The 21793-nt window shown below is 26.7% G+C and carries 19 protein-coding genes and 1 pseudogene; 11 read left to right on the top strand and 9 right to left on the bottom strand.

Annotated elements, in window-relative coordinates; genetic code table 11:
• Positions 1-97 (bottom strand): annotated as a pseudogene (locus tag HZY31_RS03765) (IS6 family transposase); the annotation flags it as partial.
• Positions 98-275: 178 nt separating this feature from the next.
• Here HZY31_RS03765 and rfbC point away from each other — a divergent pair.
• The 7 genes from rfbC to HZY31_RS03730 are packed head-to-tail and all read left to right on the top strand — an operon-like array spanning position 276 to position 8551.
• Positions 276-854 carry a dTDP-4-dehydrorhamnose 3,5-epimerase gene (rfbC, locus tag HZY31_RS03760; protein ID WP_297318129.1) on the top strand — a complete coding sequence of 193 codons (579 nt, stop codon included), beginning with the start codon at positions 276-278 and terminating at the stop codon, positions 852-854.
• Positions 851-1729 (top strand): glucose-1-phosphate thymidylyltransferase RfbA, encoded by an 879-nt coding sequence (rfbA, locus tag HZY31_RS03755; RefSeq protein WP_297318128.1) that lies wholly within the window; start codon positions 851-853, stop codon positions 1727-1729. Before rfbC ends, rfbA begins: the two co-directional genes overlap by 4 nt.
• A gap of 2 nt (positions 1730-1731) precedes the next feature.
• Positions 1732-4245 carry a GDP-mannose 4,6-dehydratase gene (locus HZY31_RS03750; protein WP_297318127.1) on the top strand — a complete coding sequence of 838 codons (2514 nt, stop codon included), beginning with the start codon at positions 1732-1734 and terminating at the stop codon, positions 4243-4245.
• A 6-nt stretch (positions 4246-4251) separates the two neighbouring features.
• Complete coding sequence (rfbD, locus tag HZY31_RS03745; protein ID WP_297318126.1) at positions 4252-5136, top strand: dTDP-4-dehydrorhamnose reductase; 885 nt, start codon at positions 4252-4254, stop codon at positions 5134-5136.
• A gap of 18 nt (positions 5137-5154) precedes the next feature.
• Complete coding sequence (locus HZY31_RS03740; protein ID WP_297318125.1) at positions 5155-5898, top strand: class I SAM-dependent methyltransferase; 744 nt, start codon at positions 5155-5157, stop codon at positions 5896-5898.
• A 19-nt stretch (positions 5899-5917) separates the two neighbouring features.
• Positions 5918-7519 (top strand): alkaline phosphatase family protein, encoded by a 1602-nt coding sequence (locus tag HZY31_RS03735; protein ID WP_297318124.1) that lies wholly within the window; start codon positions 5918-5920, stop codon positions 7517-7519.
• A gap of 42 nt (positions 7520-7561) precedes the next feature.
• Positions 7562-8551 (top strand): alkaline phosphatase family protein, encoded by a 990-nt coding sequence (locus tag HZY31_RS03730; RefSeq protein WP_297318123.1) that lies wholly within the window; start codon positions 7562-7564, stop codon positions 8549-8551.
• A gap of 33 nt (positions 8552-8584) precedes the next feature.
• Here HZY31_RS03730 and HZY31_RS03725 read toward each other — a convergent pair whose 3' ends face one another.
• The 6 genes from HZY31_RS03725 to HZY31_RS03700 all read right to left on the bottom strand — a co-directional run bounded on the left by HZY31_RS03725 (position 8585) and on the right by HZY31_RS03700 (position 15613).
• Positions 8585-9589 (bottom strand): glycosyltransferase family 2 protein, encoded by a 1005-nt coding sequence (locus HZY31_RS03725; protein WP_297318122.1) that lies wholly within the window; start codon positions 9587-9589, stop codon positions 8585-8587.
• 28 nt (positions 9590-9617) lie between these two features.
• On the bottom strand, positions 9618-10751 hold the full coding sequence (locus tag HZY31_RS03720) for a glycosyltransferase family 4 protein (RefSeq protein ID WP_297318121.1): 1134 nt from the start codon (positions 10749-10751) through the stop codon (positions 9618-9620).
• Between the two features lie 33 nt (positions 10752-10784).
• On the bottom strand, positions 10785-11927 hold the full coding sequence (locus HZY31_RS03715; RefSeq protein WP_297318120.1) for a glycosyltransferase family 4 protein: 1143 nt from the start codon (positions 11925-11927) through the stop codon (positions 10785-10787).
• A 23-nt stretch (positions 11928-11950) separates the two neighbouring features.
• Positions 11951-13207 carry a flippase gene (locus HZY31_RS03710; protein ID WP_366863784.1) on the bottom strand — a complete coding sequence of 419 codons (1257 nt, stop codon included), beginning with the start codon at positions 13205-13207 and terminating at the stop codon, positions 11951-11953.
• Positions 13208-13724: 517 nt separating this feature from the next.
• Positions 13725-14663: a hypothetical protein gene (locus HZY31_RS03705; RefSeq protein WP_297318118.1), complete on the bottom strand. Its 939-nt coding sequence runs from the start codon at positions 14661-14663 to the stop codon at positions 13725-13727.
• 23 nt (positions 14664-14686) lie between these two features.
• Positions 14687-15613, bottom strand: coding sequence for a serine/threonine-protein kinase RIO2 (locus tag HZY31_RS03700; protein ID WP_297318130.1), 927 nt, complete (start codon positions 15611-15613; stop codon positions 14687-14689).
• A 167-nt stretch (positions 15614-15780) separates the two neighbouring features.
• Here HZY31_RS03700 and pyk point away from each other — a divergent pair, with 167 nt between their 5' ends.
• Positions 15781-17130, top strand: a complete 1350-nt coding sequence (pyk, locus tag HZY31_RS03695) for a pyruvate kinase (protein WP_297318117.1) — start codon at positions 15781-15783, stop codon at positions 17128-17130.
• 75 nt (positions 17131-17205) lie between these two features.
• On the opposite strand, the gene HZY31_RS03690 is transcribed toward pyk, so the two are convergent.
• On the bottom strand, positions 17206-17970 hold the full coding sequence (locus HZY31_RS03690) for a bifunctional fructose-bisphosphatase/inositol-phosphate phosphatase (RefSeq protein WP_297318116.1): 765 nt from the start codon (positions 17968-17970) through the stop codon (positions 17206-17208).
• A gap of 103 nt (positions 17971-18073) precedes the next feature.
• Positions 18074-18358: a SemiSWEET transporter gene (locus tag HZY31_RS03685; protein ID WP_297318115.1), complete on the bottom strand. Its 285-nt coding sequence runs from the start codon at positions 18356-18358 to the stop codon at positions 18074-18076.
• A gap of 58 nt (positions 18359-18416) precedes the next feature.
• On the opposite strand from HZY31_RS03685, the gene HZY31_RS03680 reads away from it, so the two are divergent.
• From HZY31_RS03680 to HZY31_RS03670, 3 genes are all read left to right on the top strand, one after another.
• Positions 18417-19601: a preprotein translocase subunit SecD gene (locus tag HZY31_RS03680; protein WP_297318114.1), complete on the top strand. Its 1185-nt coding sequence runs from the start codon at positions 18417-18419 to the stop codon at positions 19599-19601.
• A gap of 66 nt (positions 19602-19667) precedes the next feature.
• Positions 19668-21068, top strand: coding sequence for a single-stranded-DNA-specific exonuclease RecJ (gene recJ / locus HZY31_RS03675; protein WP_297318113.1), 1401 nt, complete (start codon positions 19668-19670; stop codon positions 21066-21068).
• A gap of 137 nt (positions 21069-21205) precedes the next feature.
• Positions 21206-21448, top strand: coding sequence for a TRAM domain-containing protein (locus HZY31_RS03670; protein ID WP_297318112.1), 243 nt, complete (start codon positions 21206-21208; stop codon positions 21446-21448).
• The last annotated feature ends 345 nt before the right edge of the window (positions 21449-21793 follow it).

Below are 21793 nucleotides of genomic sequence, written 5' to 3'. Positions count from 1 at the left end.
ATAAAATCCCAGATAAAATTTTAATCTCCACCGATTTCCTATCTCTCTTAAAAAGTTCCGCCATTCGTTCCTTTAATACTTCTATCGTCAGCTTCATATCCCCTATTTTTTACTTCCATATTTTTAAATCTTTCTTATCTTGACAGTCTCTGTATGAATTTAGAAATTTTTGGAAGGTTAGTTAAATCCTTATTGTTTGTATAAAACTGAAAAATATTAAAATACTAAAATATATTTTATTAAAATAAATTCAAACTAATATAGTGGTGAAAAGTATGCCTTTTAAATTCAGAAGATTGGAGATCCCAGAGGTTATTTTAATAGAACCCATTGTCTTTGAAGATGAAAGAGGATTTTTTATGGAAACTTACAAATATAGTGAATTTTCAAAATTTGGGATTAAAGAGATATTTGTCCAAGATAATCATTCTAAATCTAAAAAAGGTGTTTTAAGAGGATTACATTACCAAAAAAATCCAAATGCTCAGGGTAAATTAGTGAGATGTATTAGAGGAGAGATATTTGATGTTGCAGTTGATATAAGAAAGGGTTCTCCAACTTTTGGAAAGTGGGTAGGAGTTATTTTATCAGAAGAAAATAAAAAAATGTTGTATATTCCAAAAGGATTTGCACATGGATTTTGTGTTTTGAGTGAGGAGGCGGAGGTTATCTATAAATGCACTGCGGAGTATTCACCAGAAGATGATAGAGGAATAATATGGAACGATAAAGATATTGGCATAGATTGGCCAATAAAAAACCCTATTTTGTCTGAGAAAGATAAAAAACATCCCCCATTAAGAGAAGCAGATATTAACTTTGTCTATGAAAAAAATAATAAGGTGAGATTATGAAAGGAATTGTATTGGCTGGTGGATCAGGTACAAGATTATATCCAATAACCTATGCAGGAAATAAACATCTAATTCCTGTATATAATAAACCAATGATATATTATCCATTATCAATTTTGATGTTAGCCCAAATTAAAGATATATTAATAATTTCGACTCCTGAAGATTTACCAAGATTTAAAAAACTCTTAGGAGATGGTAGTCATCTTGGAATAAATTTGCAGTATAAAGAGCAAAAAGAGCCAAAGGGTTTAGCAGAAGCATTTATTATTGGAGAAGATTTTATAGGAGATGATAATGTTTGTTTAATATTAGGGGACAATATCTTATATGGTAGTGGATTAACTGGAATATTACTAGAATCTAAAAAAGAAATAGAAAAAAATGGTGGAGGTATCATATTTGGACAGTACGTAAATGATCCAGAGAGATATGGTGTTATTGAATTTGATAAAGAAGGGGGGATAAAATCAATAATAGAAAAACCTAAAAATCCTCCATCAAACTATGCAGTTATTGGATTATATTTTTATGATAATGAAGTTATTGAAATATCTAAAAATGTAAAACCATCTTGGAGAGGGGAATTAGAAATAACTGATATAAATAACGAATATTTAAGAAGAGGAGAACTAAAAGTTAAACTTTTACCAAGAGGTATAGCGTGGTTTGATGCAGGAACTCATGAAAGTTTATTGGAAGCGACAAACTTTGTTGCGGCAATAGAGAGAAGGCAAGGATTAATGATAGGTTGCTTGGAAGAGATTGCATATAGAAATGGATGGATAACCAAAGAACAGTTATTGGATCTTGCTAAGCCATTATTAAAAACTGACTATGGAAGATATTTAAAAAGATTAGCAAATGAGGGATAAGAATGAGAATATTAGTAACAGGTGGAGCTGGTTTTATAGGTAGTAACTTTATAAGATATATTTTAAATAAACACAAAGATTGGGAAGTTATAAATTTAGATAAACTTGGATATGGCTCAAACTTGGAGAATTTGAGAGGATTAGATGAGGATAGACATAAATTTATTAAAGGAGATATTACTGATTTTGAATTAGTTTCAAAACTTATTAAAGAAGTAGATGCTGTTGTAAATATGGCAGCAGAGACGCATGTCGATAGAAGCATATCTAATCCTTATTCATTTATAGAAAGCAATGTTATTGGAGTTTATACAATATTAGAGGCTATTAGAAAATACAATCCAGAGGTAAACCTTGTTCATGTAAGTAGTGTTACTGGGGATACTCCTGTATTATTAAGAAATAAAGAGACTGGTGAGATCTTTTTAGAGAGAATAGATTTCCTTAATGAAGATAACTATCATCTCTATGAAGCGCTTACGATTGATGAAAACCTCAAAGCTACCTTTATGCCAATTTCGGGCATAGTTAAACACCCTACCGATGAGATTTACGAAATAGAATATGAAGGAGGAGGAAAGATTAAAGCTACAGGCTCTCATTCTGTGTTTGTATTCACGAAAGATGGTATAAAAGAAAAATATGTTACCGAACTGAAAGAAGGGGACTATTTGGTAACCTTACTCACTTTCAACAAGAATAATTTCGAATCAAACCACATTCTCAGAATAAAGGATTACATAGATATTAATAAAATCAAAACTAATGGACGCATTAAGAAGAGCTTAAAAATTAGAGAAAGAATACTGGAAGTTTTAAAAGATTGTCCTAAAACATGGAAAGAACTTGTTGAGAGTTTAGGAAAGTCTGTTTCTCAGACACTTAAAAGTATGGTGAAAGAGGGATTAATTGAGGTCGTAAATAGGAGATACAGGATAACAGAGAAGGGTTTAACTGAATTAAGGAATGGGTTTGAAGAAACATCTTATATACTTTACAGGAGACTACTTAATATTCCACAGGAGGTTGAGGAAATAGAAGTTACTCCTGAATTAATGTGGCTCTTTGGTTTGTATTTGGCGGAGGGGCATGCATCTAATACGGAAAAAGAACTCAAAAGAAAAGTAAGAAATGTTACAATAACATCAAAAGATATTGAATCACTCAAAAAAGCAAAAAAATTGTTAGAAAAGTATTTCGGATATAAAAAAGCATCTATTAGAAAAAAGAAAAATGATGAAGACACATACCAATTGGAATTTGGTGGAGAAATTTTGTATTCTATTTTCTCAGAGTGGGGAGGCACTTCCGAAACTAAACGTATTCCTTCATGGGCATGGAAACTCTCAAGAGATCATATAGAGAAGTTGCTTGAAGGTTATGAAGGAGATGCCCATATCAGAAAAGATGGTAGTAGAATATTCACTTCGAAAAATCAAACTCTAATATTTAGTTTAGTATGGTTAACGAGGCTTAAAGGGATAAACTCAAGGTATGTTAAGAGATTGTGTAAAAATATGAAAGGAGAATTCCAAAAAAGAGAGGAATATGTCTTAGTCATGCACAAATTAGCCGTTTCATCTGAAAATTATGAGGAAAATAAGTTAGTAAGGACGCCTCACTCTAAGTGTATCCCAATGGAATTAGTAAAACACCAGTTACCTGAGAATATCGTGGCAAAGTATAATCTCAAAAAGAACAAATTAATTGGAAAAGATATTGCAAAAAGATTGATGAAAGGAAAGAATAAGTATGTTGAATCAGATGTAGGAGTTGCAAAGATCAAAAAAATTACACGACTTAACGAAAACTTAATGGTATATGATATTGTAATAGATAATAATCACAAATTCTTTGGAGGAAATGTGCCAATACTCCTTCACAATACTGACGAAGTTTATGGAGATATTGAGAAGGGTTCATTTACCGAAAATGATAGATTGCTACCTTCATCTCCTTATTCTGCAACTAAAGCCTGTGGAGATATGCTTGTATTAGGATGGGCAAGGACATATAATTTAAATGCAAAGATAACAAGATGTTCAAATAATTATGGTCCTTACCAATTCCCAGAAAAGTTGATTCCAAAAACCATAATTAGGGCTAGTATGAATTTAAAAATACCAATATATGGAAAAGGGGAAAATGTTAGAGATTGGCTATATGTTTTAGATCATTGTAAAGGAATAGAGTTGGTTTTAGAGAAGGGAGAAAAAAGAGAAATTTACAATATTGCTTCAAATCAAGAGAAGAAAAATATAGAAGTTGTTAAGATGATTTTAAATATTATGGGCAAATCTGAAGATTTAATAGAGTTTGTTGAAGATAGACCAGGACATGATATTAGATATAGTTTAGAAACTTCAAAAATTAAAGAACTTGGCTGGAAACCAAAATATAACTTTAAAGAGGGTTTAAAAGAGACAATTAAATGGTATTTGAATAATGAATGGTGGTGGAAACCATTGATTAATGAGAAAGTTTTACATCCAACTCCTTGGAAGTTGAAATGGTGATCTCCAATGGAAAAAGTTGCAGTTATTGGCTTAGGTATGATTGGCTACGAGTTGGTTAAAAAATATTTGGAATTGGATGATTATGATGTTTATATTATAACAAGAAGTGATAAAGGATTTTTTAACGATGTAAAAAAATATTTTGTAGATATAACCAATGAATATAAAATTAAGGAAATTATTAAAAAAATAAATCCTGATTATGTTATAAATACTGCTGCAATGACAAATGTTGATTTGTGTGAAACTGAAAGAGATTTAGCATATAAAATAAATGCGTTGGGGGCAAAATATATTGGAGAAATTTGCAAAGAAATTGGAAGTTTTTTGTGTCATATATCTACCGATTATGTATTTGATGGAAATAAAGGTAATTATACTGAAAAAGATCCTATAAATCCAATAAATTATTATGGCTATACAAAAGCAGAGGGAGAGAGGTTATTAAATGAGTTAGATTATGAATTAATATCAATTGTTAGAATCTCCGTGCCATACTGTATAAGTCCAGTTAAAGTTAATTTCTTTATGTGGGTTTTAGAGAGATTGAAAAATAATGAACCTATAAGTGTTATCATTGACCAATGGAATACTCCAACTTATGTGAATGAGTTAGTTGAAGGAATTGTTAAGATTTATGAACAAAATATTAATGGCTTATTACATTTTGGTGGTGAAAAAGTAAGTAGATATGATTTTGCTTTAAAGGTTGCTGAAGTTTTTGGATTTGATAAGAGTTTAATTAAACCAATTAAAAGTTTTGAAATGAATTGGAAAGCAAAAAGGCCAAAAGATACATCTTTAAATAGTAAAAAAGCTGAAAAATTGTTAAATATTAAATTAAAAACTATTAAAGAGGCATTAAAAGAAATAGAGAAAATATTAAAATAATAAATCGGGGGATTAACATTGGTTAAAAATATAAGCAATAAATTAAAAGAATATTATGATAATAAATTCAAAAATGGTTCATATAGTAAAAATGCAGTTTTTTTAAATCCTGATCCTAGTCACTATCACCAAAAAATACTAAATATAATTAAGGATCTTAGCAAAAATAAAAAACATCTAAAAATTTTAGATATAGGATGTGCCACAGGATACTTAGGTGCAGCTATTAAAAAATATGGAAACCATTATGTTTGTGGAGTGGAAATTTCAGAATTTGCTGGAAAAGAAGCAGAAAAGGTATTAGATAATGTTATAATTGGAAATATTGAAAATATAGAATTACCATATCCTAATGATTATTTTGATGTTATAATATGTTCTGATGTATTAGAACATCTCTTTAATCCAAAAGATGTCTTAAAAAAATTAAGAAGATATCTAAATTCTGATGGAATTATGATAGTTGTATTACCTAATGTAGCTCATTATAGTATTAGATTGACATTATTAATGGGAAAATGGGAATATAAAAATTTTGGGATATTAGATTATGGACATGTAAGATTTTTTACTAAAAAAACTGCAATAGAAATGTTTAAAGATGCGGGTTATAAAATAGAAAAAATTGAACCTTACATAGTATTACCATTTCCATTAAACATAATCGATAATAGACTGGGTTATATAATTTCCAAATTATTTAAAGAATTATTCAGTACATTATTTGCATATACTTATATGTATATACTTAAAAAGCCATAATTTGTTTAAAGGGATATAGATGAAAAAAAAACTATTGGTTATAGGTATAGATGGTGCTACATGGGATCTAATTAAAGTTTGGACAGATAAAGGATATTTACCTACATTTAAAAAATTAATAGATAATGGTACCTGGGGTATTCTTGAATCTACAATACCTCCATGGACCATTCCAGCATGGGAATCGATGACTACTGGAAAAAGTCCTGATAAGTTAGGTTTTGCAACATTTACAATTAGAGAAAATTATAAATTTATCCCATATCTTTTTAAATATAAAGAACAAAAGAGAATTTGGGATTTTTTGTCAGATAAAGGTTATAAAGTTGTCGTAGCAAATTTACCAAATATTTATTCAGTAAAAGAAATTAATGGATGCTTAATATGTGGATGGCTATGTTTAGATAAAAATAATATTATGTATCCAAAAGATCTTATTGATGAGATTAATAATCATTGTGGTGGATATAAACTAGATATTTTTGATGTTGATTTAAAATCTGGAATCTTAATAGACAAATCAATAAATGACAAAGAATATATAAAAAATTGTGAAGATCTACTAGAAAATCATTTTTCAGTTTTTAAATATTTATTGCAAAAATATGAATGGGATTTTGGATTTTTAGTTTTTGTATCTCCAGATAGAATTATGCATAGATGTTGGGACGAAGAAATACTACTTAATCACTATAAAAAAATTGATGAAAAAATAAAAGAATTACTTAAACTAATTGATGATAATACTATTATATTCTTAGTTTCAGATCATGGCTTTGGACAAATAAAATATATTCTTAGAATAAACGAGTTTTTTATAAGAGAGGGGTATTTACATCTAAAAAATATCTCTAAGTCTAAAAAAAATACAATAATAGTATATATTTATAATTTACTTAAAAAATTGGGATTAATCCCAATAATAAAATCTTTTTTAAAAATATTACCACAAAATATTACTAAAAATTTAATAAAGAATATATCTCCAATAAACTATGAAAAAATGGATATTGATTGGAAAAATACAAAAGCATTCGCTTATTCAGTTTGTGGAGATATTTACTTAAATGTAAAAGGTAGAGATCCACAAGGTACTGTTGATGTTTCTGAATATGACAATTTAAGAAACGAAATAATAAAAAAAATCAAAAATATAGGTTATGAAAAAAAATTAAATATACAAATCTTTAAAAAAGAAGAGGTATTTCCCACCGCTACTTTAAAAGATAATTTTCCTGATTTAATAATAGTTCCAACAGATGATGGTATTCAACTTGTAAATCCTAATATTGAGGGAGGTGAGATCATTGACGAATTAAATGAAAGTAGAGGGAATCATAGGTTAAATGGTATCTTTCTCGCTTATGGCCCTGGAATCAGAAAAGATAACAAAATAGAAAACGCCAAAATATATGATATTACTCCAACAATCCTTCATATTTTCGGATTACCAATACCAAATGATGTGGATGGTAAAGTGTTAATGGAAATATTTGAAGAAGATAGCGCATTTGCTAAAAGAAAACCAAAATATGTCGATCCAAATTATTATAATAAAGAACTATATGACAAAAAACTTAAAAAAGCTATTAAAAAATTAAAACTTAAAGGTAAAATTTAATTATTTTTTTATTAGTAATTAATTTTATTTTGGGTGAAAAAAATGAATATTAATAAATATATATCCACAATTATTAGAAATTGGAGAGATCCTATGTGGTGGGAATATGTATTAAATCTTAAATTATTAGTGCCTATTTTATTCAGAAACAATGATGGAATTTACATTTTTAATGAACAGTGGGATAATCTCATAATTTTAGATGCATGTAGATATGATATCTTTAAAGAAGAGTTTAAAAATAGAAAGACAAAAGGAAAATTAGAGTATAGAATTTCAAGAGGTACTGATACACCATCATTTCTTATGGAAAACTTCAACAGTAAAGAAAAATATAATGACATTATATATTTGTCTACAAATCCTTATGTAGAAAAATTACTCAAAGGCAAATTTTACAAGATAGTATCTGTTTGGAAAGAATGTTTAGATAAAAGATATACAGGAGTTCCACCAAAAATTTTATATGAATATGCTGTATATTATATGAAAAAATATTCTAATAAAAAACTTATCATCCATTTTACTCAGCCTCACAGCCCATATCCAAACGGTACTGGAGAAACGTATGCAAAAGAATTTACTTCCGCTTTTTTAAAGGAAAAGATCTTTAAACTTCGGTACAAACTTGACAATAATTATTATGTTGAAACCTGGCCTTATATAGGTTTAAAAACTTTAAAAGTAGATAAACTTAAAGAAGGTTATAGAGAAAATTTAAAACTAGATATCCCTTACATTAAGAAATTAATAAATATTTTGCCTGGAAGAACTATAGTAACAGCAGATCATGGAGAAGCATTTGGAGAAAGACTTCATCCTTTATTACCAATAAAAGTATATGGACATCCCCCCAATGTTAGAATTCCTGCTTTAGTTAAAGTACCTTGGCTTATAGTTGAAGAAGATGAAAAAACACCTCCTGATGACTTTGAAAAAGAATTTTTTGAGATAAAAAAGAAATTTGAAAAAAACGAAGATAAAATAATCAAAAATGCTATTAAAAATTTAAAACTAAAAGGAAAACTTTAAATAGTATAATTTTATTAGTATTTATTAATATATTTATAATTTTACATTCTTTGGAATTTTACATCTCCATTTCATAACAAATAATTTTTCTAACTCTTTAAAATCTATTTTTTTTTTGATTTTCTTTTTTTTCTTTAAGAATTTTTTAAGATTTTTGTATGCATCAATTTTTGCTTTAATAATTACTGTCTTACCTCTTATTAAATTGATTCCTATTTGTAATAATTCTGCTAAAATAATTAAATATAAATGTTTAATTATGTAATTATTAGGTAAATTTTTAAATACTGTTAATGTATAGTTTCGTCCACTGTAATATACTGTAAAGTCACTTATAACACCACCAGTACCTCCTCTATAATGATAAACAATTGCCTTTGGACAATACCACGCTTTCCATCCAGCCCATTGTAATCTAAGAGCTAGATCTATATCTTCATAATATGCAAAAAAGTCTTCATCAAAATATTCTTCATCTATTTTAACATCCTCCAATGCTTCTCTTCTGTATAAACATGCTCCAGCACAACATCCAAAAATTTCTTCTTCAATATTATATTTATTTATAGGTTCATAAGCTCCTCTATTAAACCCAAGACCATTTTTTGAATATTCTATACCTACAGAATCTATAAGTTCTGGATATAATCCCCAAATCATCTTTGCTTGAATACTTCCTGCATTAGAATGTCTTTCTGCACATTTAATAAGTTCTTCTAAAAAATTAGGTTCTGCTTTTGTATCATTATTTAAACAAACAATATATTTGCATTCTTTATCTTCAAAAGCTTTTTGAATTCCTATATTTGTTGCTTTTGCAAATCCATAATTTTTTGGATTTTTAATTATGATAATTTTTTTTTCTCTTATTTTATCTGTATAATTCTTTTTTATATATTCTATCGAATCATTATTTGGAGAATTATCCACAAAAATAATTTTAAAATTTTGATATGTTTGATTAAATAGTGAATCAAAATAATTTTTTAAAAATTTTATTCCATTATAGTTAGGTGTTACTATGTAAGTTTCTACCATATCCACACCTCATTTCCTAATAATAATTTTAACAAGTTTTATAAACTTTTTCAATTTTTTCAATTACTTTATCCCACACAAACATTTTTTCAACTTTTTTTCTTCCATATTTTCCCATTTTTTTTGCAATGTCTTTGTTTTTTAAAAGATATTTTATTTTTTCACTTAATTCTTGAATATTTCGCTCTTCTACCAAAAAACCATTATAATTATTATCAACAACCTCAACAACTCCTCCAGATTTATATGCAATTACTGGCTTGTAGCATGCATTAGCTTCTACTAAAACCATACCAAAACCTTCTCTTGTTGATGGGAGAACTAAAAGTTCTGATTTCTTTATTTCCTTAATTACATCCTTATATTCTTTCAATTTTCCAAAAAATTTAACATTATTTTCTAAGTTTAATTCTTTTACTAATTTTTTTAAACTATTCATCATTATACCTTCACCAATAATTTTTAATTTTACATCTGGAATATCATTAACTATTAATGATACCGCTTTAATTAAATCATCAACATGTTTGTGTGGAACTAACCGTCCAACAAAAATTATTGAATTTACATCAATATTTGTACATTTTACAGAATCTATTAGATCTAAATCAACACCATTATGAACAACATATATTTTATTACTTGGAATACCATATTGTTTATTTAAAATCTCTTTTATAACATTACTAACTGTGATAATTTTTTTAAATGGTAATTTATATAAAAATCTTTCAATGAAATATGCGATATTTCCATAATATAACCATTGACTTTTGTCTTTCTTATGGCTTACATCATGAATAGTTCCTATAACATTTTTTTGAATTTTTAAAATATAACACAAAGATGCTGGAATTAGTGGAATAAATGTTTGAGCATCAACAATATCATACTTATTGGTTATTAACCATTTAAACACGGATATAATAAATTTTAAAAAATCCAGTGGAGATCTATATGGTGGATTTTTTATAGTAGGACCTATGTGATAAACATTTATTCCATCAATATTTTCATAATTGGGAACATTTTCAATTTTCATGCATAGGACATCTACCTTATAACCTCTTTTTACTAATCTCTTTGCTATCTCATAGAGTCTTCTTTCTCCACCTCCTTGATAATGTGGAACAAAAAAATCTATGATATAACAAATTTTCATTTTTTCACCATAATAAATATGAAAGATATCCATTTATTTCCTCAAAATATCCAAATAAATATTCTCTACATTATTGGCTAATATTTTCCAATTATATTTTTTAGACAATTCTAAACATTCTTTTTGTTTTTTAAAATACAAATTTTTATCTTCTAAGAGCATTTTAATCTTTATAGACAAATCACTAACATTTTCAGGTTCAAATAACAAACCACCTTTTCCATTTTCAGTTATTTCAATAGTTGGAGGAATAGCAGAATTTACATAAGGTGTTCCAGACGCAACACTTTCTATGGTTACTATTCCAAAACCTTCTACAATACTTGGAAGTGAAAAAATCGTTGAAGATTTAATATGTTTTATAACCTCTTTATGTTTTTCAATAAATCCTAAAAATTCTACATTATTTTTTAAATTCAAACTTTTAACAATTTTTTCTAAGTTTTCTTTTTCTGGACCAGTACCAATAATTTTTAATTTTACATCTGGAATATCATTAACTATTAATGATACCGCTTTAATTAAATCATCAACTTTTTTATATTTAACTAATCTTCCAACATAACATAAAGTATTTTTTTCCTTAGGAACCTTTATTTTTTGATAATCTTCTAAATTAATACCATTATAAACTATTTCTATAATGTTCTTATCAATTCCTGCACGTATTAATTTTTCCTTTGTGTATTTACTTACTGCAATAAATTTGTCCCATTTTTTTGACAAAATATATCTTTCTAAAATTTCACCAAATATTCCAAAAAAGCCTATATTTTTTATCCATTCTCCACCAATCCAGACATCATGATAAGTTGCTATTCTTGGAATACCTAATTTTTCTGATATCTTATATGCTATGGGATAACTAATAAAATTGTATCCATCAACTATATCAATATCTAATTTTTTTCCTATTTTTATTCCTTCTCTTATAAAACTTAACCTTTCAATAAAACTTCCACAATGGCTATATTTTCTTTGTTTTCCGCATCTTATTACATTAATTCCACAAATTTCTTCTTTTTGTGGTAATCCTTTTTCCCAAGATGTTAGAACATATACATTATGTTTTTTTGCCAAATTTTTTGCTATGTAGAATGCTCTAAATTCTACACCTCCTTTTACATTACATTCTTCTGATGAAGGAAAATATTCAGTAACTATTAAAATGTCCATAATTTCACTCATTTATTAATAATTTAATTTTCCTTTTTCATAATGTATATCAAACTCAAAAAACTTGCTATTCCTTGACTTATAATAGTCGCTATTGCCGCTCCAATGGCACCATATTTTAAAATTAATATATAGTTAAGAATAACATTTAATAATGCAGTAAATCCAGTAATTTTAGTAAAAGTAAGTTCTCTTCCAGTAGCATTCATAAAACTTCCAAATAAGGAATTTAAAAACATAAAAGGTAATGCAAATCCTAAAATTTTTAAAATATTAACACTTGAAATAAATTTATTACCAAATACTAAGTATATTCCAAAGTAAGCAAATACATAATAACCAATAAATCCAAAAATGCCTAATCCTAAAAGTATCTGAAAACATTTTTTAAATAATATATTTAATGTATTCTTATCTTCCTTCCATAATTTAGCCATTGAAGGCATTATTGTAGCTACTATAATATTAGGAATAAATAAAGAAACTTCTATCAAAGTATATGCCGCTCTATATATTCCAGTTTCATAATCTCCACACATTAAATTGAGCATAACCATATCAGTTCTATAATATATCTTAGTAAATAAACCTATAAGCCAAAAAGGATAGGATTTTTTTAATAAGGTAATCCATATATTAGATTTAAATCTAATTTTAATTTTATCAATAAATTTACAGCCCCACTTTATTCTTAAGTATTCTCTTATGCTATATCCAATTAAAATAACTAAAATAAATAAAGATAACGACTTTGAAATATATAAAACTAATCCACCAACAAAAAATGCCCACAATCTCTCTATAGTTTTTGCCACTGCCTCATATTTAGTAACTCCATTAGCATACATAATGCTAATAAAGATACTTGATAACCACATTAAAATAGCTTCAGCTCCAGCCAAAATTATAAGTTCTTTAAGCCACAAAGGTTTTGGTAAAAACATTGTAATAATAACAATTATTAAAAAATTAATTAATGCAAGAACTATTTTAAATCCTAAAATATCTGGAAGTAATTTCAACTTATTTTTATCCCTCGCAATTTCTCTCATAAAATAATAACTAACACCCAAATCTGAAAATATTTCCAATAAGCCAACATAGTAAAATATAAAAGAATATTGTCCTAAACCAATAGGTCCTAAAGTTCTACTTAAAATAACAATTACTCCATAGGCTAAGATTTTTGATATAATTTCAGAACTAAATAACCAACCAGCATTTTTTATTAATCTTATCTTTAAACTTTCATTTTCCTTCCTACCCTTAATTAAAGACATTCTCCCAATCCAATTATTTTTTCTAGAAATATAAAAATAAATAATAGTTGTCATTAAAATTAAAGTTAAAATAACAAGTTTGAAATTTATTGGAGTTTTTGTAGGTTCATTAATATATAAGTTACTTAAAACATAATAAGGATGATACGTTTCATTACCTCTAAAATTTATTCCTTCAACTCTTAAAACATTTTTTCCATCTTTTAAATAATTAGTTATCTTTATTGAAACATTTTTCTTATAATTTCCAGATCCATCATTAGAATCATCTATTCTATAAATTAAATTTCCATTTAAATAAATATCTACTTCCATGCTACTGTTTATATTTCCATAGTGATTAAATTTAAGATAATATGTATAATTTTCAATTTTATTAATATTAAAACTTTTGGATATATTGTGAGAATCTTCTTTTACTTCAAGATATTCTAAATAATATGCATTAACGCTATTAATTATTCCTATGCATAATATAATTAAAATAAAAATATTTCTCATTATCTCTCCTCATAACCTAAATATTTCCAATAATTTCATAAAATTTATCTTTGTCCCAATTTCCAAAATATACATATTTTCCTTTTAAGTTTAAATGATTTAAAGATAAATTATCTTTTAAATAAACTAACTTAGGAACCTTTGCATAAACGGCTATATCTCCTTTATTGACAAATATAAAAAATGGCTTTAAAAAATCAACCTTCTCATTATTATAAACAATATTTACCAATGTTGGATAATACTTTAATTCAATACCTTCTCCAAACAATCCAAGAATCTTATCCCATATAGATTGCTTGATATAGATATATTGACACCTGTAATTTTTATTTTTAAATTTTAAGTTAAAGTAATTTACTTCATATTTTTCAAATTTTTTATTAAATAAATTTATCTTTTTTGCTAATATCTTTTTGTATTTTTTTACATTCTCTTCATTTGGCAATTCTTTATTAATTATCAACTCCTTAACTTTTCTTTTTTTGCCAATTTTGTACAATCCATTTAAATTAGAGACATATTCTTTTAAACTAACTCCATTAAAGTAATATTCTGCTCCAAAGAGTATGTTAGGAATGTAATTTATATATTCATTAGGAACTATTGAAATAGATCTTTTTAATAATTCATTCCCTAATTTTAATTTTTTATTATAATTTAAACTGTTCAATGTAGTTTTTGGAGAAATATTAATATTTTTCAAAAATAGAATACTCTCTTTTTCTTCCCTAAATAAAGGAATTTCATTAAAATATAATAGACTTCTAAATAGAGGATAGTTTTTTCCATACAGAAGTAAATCTTCTTTTTTATCAATATTAAATTTTTTAAAATTAAATTTATCTAGATTTTCTAATTTATTTAAATATACTAATTTCAAAATACAAGCAAATTCTTTTATTTCTCCATTATACTCACATATTATTTCATCACAAAGTTTATCAAAACTCATTATAATCCTCTTATAATCTTTATTTATTCAGTTGCTAGATCAAACTCTTGAATAGGTTCTTTTCCAGTTATGTATTTATATATATAATTGACATTAATTTTTTTATCTTCTTTATCAATCTTGTACTTTTTAAAGTATCTTATGATATTCCAAATATCTCTTTTTAAATAATACTCAGCATCTGGATGATATTTAGGAATCGCTTGAGGCCAATCTATAATAACAAAATCTTTATTCTCATCTAATAAGATGTTGAATTCACTTAAATCACCATGTATATAGCCAATTTCATATGCTTTCTTAATTTCTTCAATGATCTTCCAGAATAAATCTCTAACTTCATCTTTGCTCATAAATTTAGATAAATCTAATCTTTTTAACTCTTCTCCAACAACTTTTCCCATAATAATTGCATGCCTATTCCATTCTATTGGCTCAGGAACTTTTACAGTAGGAAAAAGTTCATTTAAAATCTCAAATTCTTGTTGAGCTGTTAATCTTGAAACATAAAGCCAACTTATATGATGTTTATCTGCCAAGTATCCTCTATATCTTTTACCTCTCGTAAAGCAAGTTCTTCCATGCTTATGAAATTTTAAAACCGCCTCTCTTCCATCCTCTAATAATACATTATAAACATCTCCTTCTTTACCTACACCTAACTTGTTGCCTATTGCTTTTAAAATTCCCTTTTTAACAAATGCATTTATTGCTAAGGCATCATAACCTCCCATTGAAACTGCATAACCATAAGTACTTCTAACAACAAAACCAAACTTATTTAATCTCTTTAATCTATACAATACATCTTTTTCAGGCATTTTTGCCTTTCTAACTATTTCATCCAAAGGCACCCACTCATGATGTCTCATTGATAATTCAATAATTTTTAATATTTTAAAATCATCATCTTGTGTCTCTTTTAGAGCTTCAATTAGTTTTTTTATTATAAATATCCCCTCCTTAATAACATTTATTTAGTTTTAAAATTATCCAAATATATAAATTTAGCAATTACGAAAGTATATATCCTTATTGTTTATTATTATAATATTTATACTTAAATACTTTGAATTTCCTATTCATTTCTATAAATAAACTTATGTGGTGAATAACCTTGCAAAATTGTAGGAAAACTAAAATTTTAGTAACTATGGGTCCTTCTTTAGAAAGTAGATTAAATGAGGCAATAAATTTAATAGATGGAGTTAGATTTAATATGTCTCACTCTACAAAAGACTACTGTGAAAAGTTTTTGAATATATTGGAAAAAAATAACATTGCAAAAGTTATGGATTTGAAGGGAATAAAGATTAGAGTAAAAAAAGTTAGATTAAAAAATAAGATATTAAAAGAAGGGGATAAAGTAGTTATTGGCAAAAATGGAGATATAGAACTTAATTACAATATAGACACAATTGAAGAAGGACATTTTATTTTAATCAACGATGGAAAAATTAAATTGAAAGTAGAAAAAAATGAAAATGATAAGATAATTGCAGTTGTAATTGTTGGTGGAGAGATTAAGGAGGGTATGGGGGTAAATCTTCCAGATACAAAAATAGAATTGCCAATAATTGATAAGCAGGATAGGGGGAATATAAAATTTGCTGTAGAAAAAGATTTTGAATATATCGCCTTATCATTTGTTAGAAATAAGGATGATGTTAAGGAGTTAAAGGAAATTATAGAGGAATATAAAGGAGATTGTGAAGTAATATCAAAAATAGAAACTAAGGAAGGTTTAAAAAATGTTAAAGAGATAGGAAAAGTTAGTGATGGATTGATGGTGGCAAGAGGAGATTTAGGAGTTGAGGTTCCAATAGAAAGAATTCCAATAGAACAAAAAAACATTTTGAGAATTGCCAATAAATACGGAATTTTGTCAATAACTGCCACGCAGATATTGGATTCTATGATTTACAATCCATATCCTACGAGAGCTGAGGTTACAGACATTGCTAATGCCATATATGATGGAACTGACTGCTTAATGCTGTCTAATGAAACTACCATTGGAAAGTATCCAATAGAAGCAATAAGAGTTTTAAATAAAGTGGCTGAAGTTGCTAATAAACACTATGAAGAGTTTGGAGATAGAGTTTGCTTAGAAGTTAAAAGTGTTGATGAAGGATTAGCATACGCTGTTTATGAACTCTATAAAAAATTAAACTGTAAATTAATCATAACTCCCACATATTCTGGAAGATCTGCAAAGATTATATCAAAATTGAGGATAAATAGTAAAATAATAGCTCCAACACCAAACTTAAAAACTATAAGAAAACTAAGATTAGTTTGGGGAGTAAATAGTTGTTTAATGGAAGAATTCAACGATATAGAGAGTATAATAAATGCATGTAAGGATATTGCAAAAAGAGAAATTAAGAGTGGTATCTATATAGTTACCTTAGGACATCCAATAGGTAAGAAGAAAACAAACACTATAAAAGTTGAATATATCTAAAGTTTTAATTTAATCTTTTAATTTTATTTTTTATTAATTAAATAATCAGTTTTAGCATTAATTATTTTAATTATTTTATTTTTGTAATGTTTCCAATATCATATTTAACATTTCCTTACTATTTGCTACAATAATATTTAATCTATCTGTTGCATTTAATTTAAATTTAAGTTCTTTTCCATTTTCGTCAGTTATTAATGCTCCTGCCTCCTTACATATTATATATGAGGAGGCAATATCAACAGATCTAACTTTTGGTCTTATATCTAAAACAGCATCTAAGGAACCTTTTGCCACATAACACATCTCTAAACCAAATGCTCCAAATATTCTAACTCTTTTAACTTTATCTCTTAATTTATTAATATCTATTTTATTGTTAGGATAGTAACTTATAGTTATGTCGTTAGGGTTGAATTCTTTAACTTTAATTTTTTCTCCATTTAAATAACTTCCTTTTTTATAATATGCCTCATAAAAGCTTTTAGTTATAAATTCATATGTTAATCCATAGTAAGGTTTATTATTCTTATAAACTCCAAAACAAAAGGCAAAGAATGGAATTCCATTTATAAAATTGAATGAACCATCAACTGGATCTATAACAACAGTCCATTCACTACCATTGTCTATAATTCCAATTTCTTCACTAACAATATTTACATTCAAAGGTTTCAAAAACTTTAAGGCAATATCTTCACTTATTTTATCAAAAATTTCCGTATCATCACCACTCGGAGATTTTCCAACAACATAAGATTTCTCTTTTTTCCCAAAATACTTTAATATTGAACTCTCAATTTCCTTAGCAATATTTTTTCCAATTTCATCCCATTTCATAACTTATCATCTCATAATTTTTTTCTTTTTTTAAGTTCATCTTTTATTTTTAAATAAGTTATAGGTATCTCAAGCATAGGACTTCGTCCTATTGCTATACCTGCTAACTAAGTTTTCTTTTCTTCAGAGTATCCTTTATTTTTAAATAAGTTATAGGAATCCAAAACATTAAAGATAAAATGTTAAATACTATTATTGGATAATCATTTCGTAATATTCCATACACTAACCAAAGAAATAATCCAGTAGTAAATGTTATCACAAATGTCAATGAGATGTTACTCATATCTTTTTCTTTCAAAGATTTTATTAGTTGAGGTAATGAGGCAAAGGTCGTTAAAGTTCCAGCAATGTATCCAATAATTGAAATGTCTATAAAATTATCCATAATTATCACCTCTTATGTATATACCATAAAGATTAATTAGAATGTATAGGTGGAAATAATGGATATTAAAAAACTGCTAAAAGATAAAAGAATATTGCTATTAATAATAACAGTTACAATTTCAATATTTCTAATAGCATTTAAAGGTCTTCAATTTGGAATTGATTTAAGTGGAGGAACAGTTATCGTTTTAAAGTCAGATAGACCTATGAACAATCAAGAAATACAATTAACTGTAAATATTATTAAACAAAGATTAGATGCTAATGGTTTGAGTAATGTTGTAGTGTATCCAAGAGGTAATGATGAAATAGTTGTTATAATACCTAAAAGTTCAGATACTGATAGGATAATTAAAATACTTAAACATCAAGGAGTTTTAATAGCAAAAATTGATAATGTAACAGTATATACCGGAAAAGATATTAAAAATGTATATCCTCCTACTAAAATTCCTACAAAATCTGGATGGGCTTATGGTGTGCAGTTTGAATTATCTTTGGATGCAGCTAAAAGATTTGCTGAAATTGCTAAAGGAAAGGCATATCATAAAGTATATATATACTTTGATGGAAAGTTAATCTCTGCTCCAGTATTATCCCCAGAATTGGCTGATGGAAGACCACATCCTCAGCAGGTTATTACTCTTGGGCAATATCCTCCTACTAAGAAAGAAGAGGATGAGGCAACAGTTCTCTATACAGCATTAAAATCTGGTGCCTTACCTGTAAAATTAAATGTTGAATATACTTATGTAGTTTCTCCAGAATTTGGTAAAGAATTTTTAAAAGGGACCTTTATAGCATTATTATTAGCATTTGTTGCAGTTGGAATAATAGTTGGTATAAGATATAGACAGATAAAAATTGCCATTCCAATTTTAATAACATGTATCTCAGAGATAATTATAATATTAGGATTCGCATCTCTAATTAATTGGAAATTAGATATTCCATCAATTGCTGGTATTATTGCGGCTGTTGGAACAGGGGTAGATAACCAAATAGTTATAACAGATGAAGCATTAAAAGGTAGAAAAATAAAAGCAAGTATCAAGAGGGCGTTCTTTATAATATTTGCCTCGGCGGCAACATCAATAGCAGCAATGCTTCCTTTATTCGTGCTTGGAGTAGGTATGTTAAAAGGTTTTGCTATAACAACAATTGCAGGAGTTTTAATTGGAATATTTATAACAAGACCTGCGTTTGCAAGAATTATTGAAGAGATGTTTAAAAAATTTTAGATTATTAACTCTTTTTTATTTATTTGAGATTTTAAAATTTACAGAAATTACTTTTTCAGTGATACTATGAAAGATTGGGTTGAATTAAAGAAAGGAACTAAAGTATTAGAACAAAACAAAAACAACAAAATATTGATAATTACTCACATAGATACAGATGGACTTACATCAAGGGTTATTTTACAAAAACTATCTGAAAGATTGCAGTTAGATGCTGATTTTATGTTTTTAAAGCAAATAACATTAGAAACTATAGAAAGTATTCCATTTAAAGATTATGAGTTAATAATTTTTGCTGATGTGGGAAGTGGGCAGTTAAAAATGATTACTGAGAAAATTGAAGAGATAAACTACAAAAAAAATATTATAATATTAGACCATCACCAACCTGAAGAAGTTAAGATTCCTAAAAATATTATTCATATAAATCCAATAACTATAGGAAAGTGTGGGGGAGAAATTTGCGGGGCGGGAGTTTCATATTTATTTGCAAAAACTATTAACAACAACTGGATTGATTTGGCTAAATATGCAGTTTTAGGGGCTGTTGGAGATATACAAAACATTGAAGGTAAATTAACTGGGTTAAATAAAATTATATTGGCAGATGCTATATTTGCTGGAGATATTAAAAAATATATGGATTTACAATTTTATGGTAGGCAAACTCGTCCTCTATTTGTTTCTATGAGATATTGGAGCGATATTAGGACTGATTTATTAAATAATGACTCAAGAGTTATCAAATACATTCACTATATAAATAAAAAATATGACATAGATATAGATCCAACAACAAGATTAGCTGAAATACCTTTCAAATACAAAAAAATTATTGGAAATGAACTTTTAATTAAATGTTTAAACTATGTTCCAAATCACTGGGCTCCATATGTCCCAAAAGTTATATTTGGAGAGGTTTATGAATTTAAATCTGAAGAATTTGGCTCTCCTTTGAGAGATTTGGAAGAATTCTCAACATGCATAAATGCCTGTTCAAGATATGGTGATTATGAAACTGCCTTAAATGTCTTAATGGGAGATAGAGGAAAATATTATAGTAAAATGCTTTCAAATTTGAGAAAACATAGGAACAATTTAAGAGAGGCATTAGAACATGTAAAAAATGAAGTTGAAATAGTTAAAAAAGATAAATTTCAATACTTTGAAACTGATAAGATTATGCCAAATATTGTCGGAATAGTTGCTGGAATGAGTTATTCTATTGAAGAAGTAGATTGGATGAAGCCAATATTTGCTATAACAGAGGATGATAACGGCTATAAGGTCTCTGCAAGATGTTCAAGACTTTTATGTTTTGCAGATAATGTAAATTTAGCTAAAGCAATAAAATACGCTTCTGAAAAAGTTGACGGTAGTGGAGGAGGACATAAATTTGCTTGTGGGGCATATATTCCTAATAATAAAAGAGAATTTATAAAATATATTGAAGTTGCTTTAAAGTAAAGATTTATCTTAGTTGTGAAAAAATATAGAAATATTTGCACATCCATAAGTATTTATACCCCTTTTTACAAAGAAATGTTTGAGCAAAACGCGATGAAAGTTTGAAATAGATACTTTGTTAAAGTTTGGTGAATTAAATGTTTAATAATAAAGGTAGAAAAAATTTTAAAAATAATAGAACTAATGAAATTAGAAAGAATATTCCTGTCAAAAAAGGAGAAACTTACACTGTTACTATTGAAGATATGGGTAAAGGTGGAGATGGTATAGCAAGAGTTGACGGATTTGTTGTATTTGTTCCTAAGACTCAAAAAGGAGACACTGTAACTATAAAAGTTACATCAGTAAAAAGTAAGTTTGCATTTGCTGAGAAAATTTAAAATTTCAATTTTTATTTTTACTTTATCAAAAAGTTTAAAATCACGCCCCAAAAGGGATGGAAATATTTAAATTTTTTATTTTTTTAATAGCACAAAGATTTATATATTTACATCTTTTTTAAGAGTAATACTGATCCTCGGGAAAATTTCCTTTTGGATAATATAAAATAAGAAAAATACTAAAAAAATATTACAACAATATGAGAAATCTTAAAATCATAATATTATCATAATAAAAAATAGAAAATTTTTATTATAAAATATTATCAAATCCCAAGAGTAAATAATATATCTATATGAAAATTTATAAAAATTATATTAAAAATCTGTCTCTTATACACATCT

Source organism: Methanocaldococcus sp., assembly GCF_024490875.1.
Classification (GTDB): domain Archaea; phylum AGJL01; class Methanococci; order Methanococcales; family Methanocaldococcaceae; genus Methanocaldococcus.
Note: the sequence above shows the minus strand (reverse complement) of the source record. Positions and strands in the feature narration are given on the sequence as shown.

Bases quoted from the DNA above. Each gene is read 5' to 3' on its own strand.
- HZY31_RS03725 (WP_297318122.1), bottom strand. From the start codon at position 9,589: ATGGTAGAAACTTACATAGTAACACCTAACTATAATGGAATAAAATTT.
- rfbC (WP_297318129.1), top strand. From the start codon at position 276: ATGCCTTTTAAATTCAGAAGATTGGAGATCCCAGAGGTTATTTTAATA.
- HZY31_RS03730 (WP_297318123.1), top strand. From the start codon at position 7,562: ATGAATATTAATAAATATATATCCACAATTATTAGAAATTGGAGAGAT.
- recJ (WP_297318113.1), top strand. From the start codon at position 19,668: ATGAAAGATTGGGTTGAATTAAAGAAAGGAACTAAAGTATTAGAACAA.
- HZY31_RS03685 (WP_297318115.1), bottom strand. From the start codon at position 18,358: ATGGATAATTTTATAGACATTTCAATTATTGGATACATTGCTGGAACT.
- HZY31_RS03715 (WP_297318120.1), bottom strand. From the start codon at position 11,927: ATGGACATTTTAATAGTTACTGAATATTTTCCTTCATCAGAAGAATGT.
- HZY31_RS03705 (WP_297318118.1), bottom strand. From the start codon at position 14,663: ATGAGTTTTGATAAACTTTGTGATGAAATAATATGTGAGTATAATGGA.
- HZY31_RS03690 (WP_297318116.1), bottom strand. From the start codon at position 17,970: ATGAAATGGGATGAAATTGGAAAAAATATTGCTAAGGAAATTGAGAGT.
- HZY31_RS03670 (WP_297318112.1), top strand. From the start codon at position 21,206: ATGTTTAATAATAAAGGTAGAAAAAATTTTAAAAATAATAGAACTAAT.
- HZY31_RS03680 (WP_297318114.1), top strand. From the start codon at position 18,417: ATGGATATTAAAAAACTGCTAAAAGATAAAAGAATATTGCTATTAATA.
- HZY31_RS03750 (WP_297318127.1), top strand. From the start codon at position 1,732: ATGAGAATATTAGTAACAGGTGGAGCTGGTTTTATAGGTAGTAACTTT.
- HZY31_RS03710 (WP_366863784.1), bottom strand. From the start codon at position 13,207: ATGTCTTTAATTAAGGGTAGGAAGGAAAATGAAAGTTTAAAGATAAGA.
- HZY31_RS03720 (WP_297318121.1), bottom strand. From the start codon at position 10,751: ATGAAAATTTGTTATATCATAGATTTTTTTGTTCCACATTATCAAGGA.
- rfbA (WP_297318128.1), top strand. From the start codon at position 851: ATGAAAGGAATTGTATTGGCTGGTGGATCAGGTACAAGATTATATCCA.
- HZY31_RS03735 (WP_297318124.1), top strand. From the start codon at position 5,918: ATGAAAAAAAAACTATTGGTTATAGGTATAGATGGTGCTACATGGGAT.
- rfbD (WP_297318126.1), top strand. From the start codon at position 4,252: ATGGAAAAAGTTGCAGTTATTGGCTTAGGTATGATTGGCTACGAGTTG.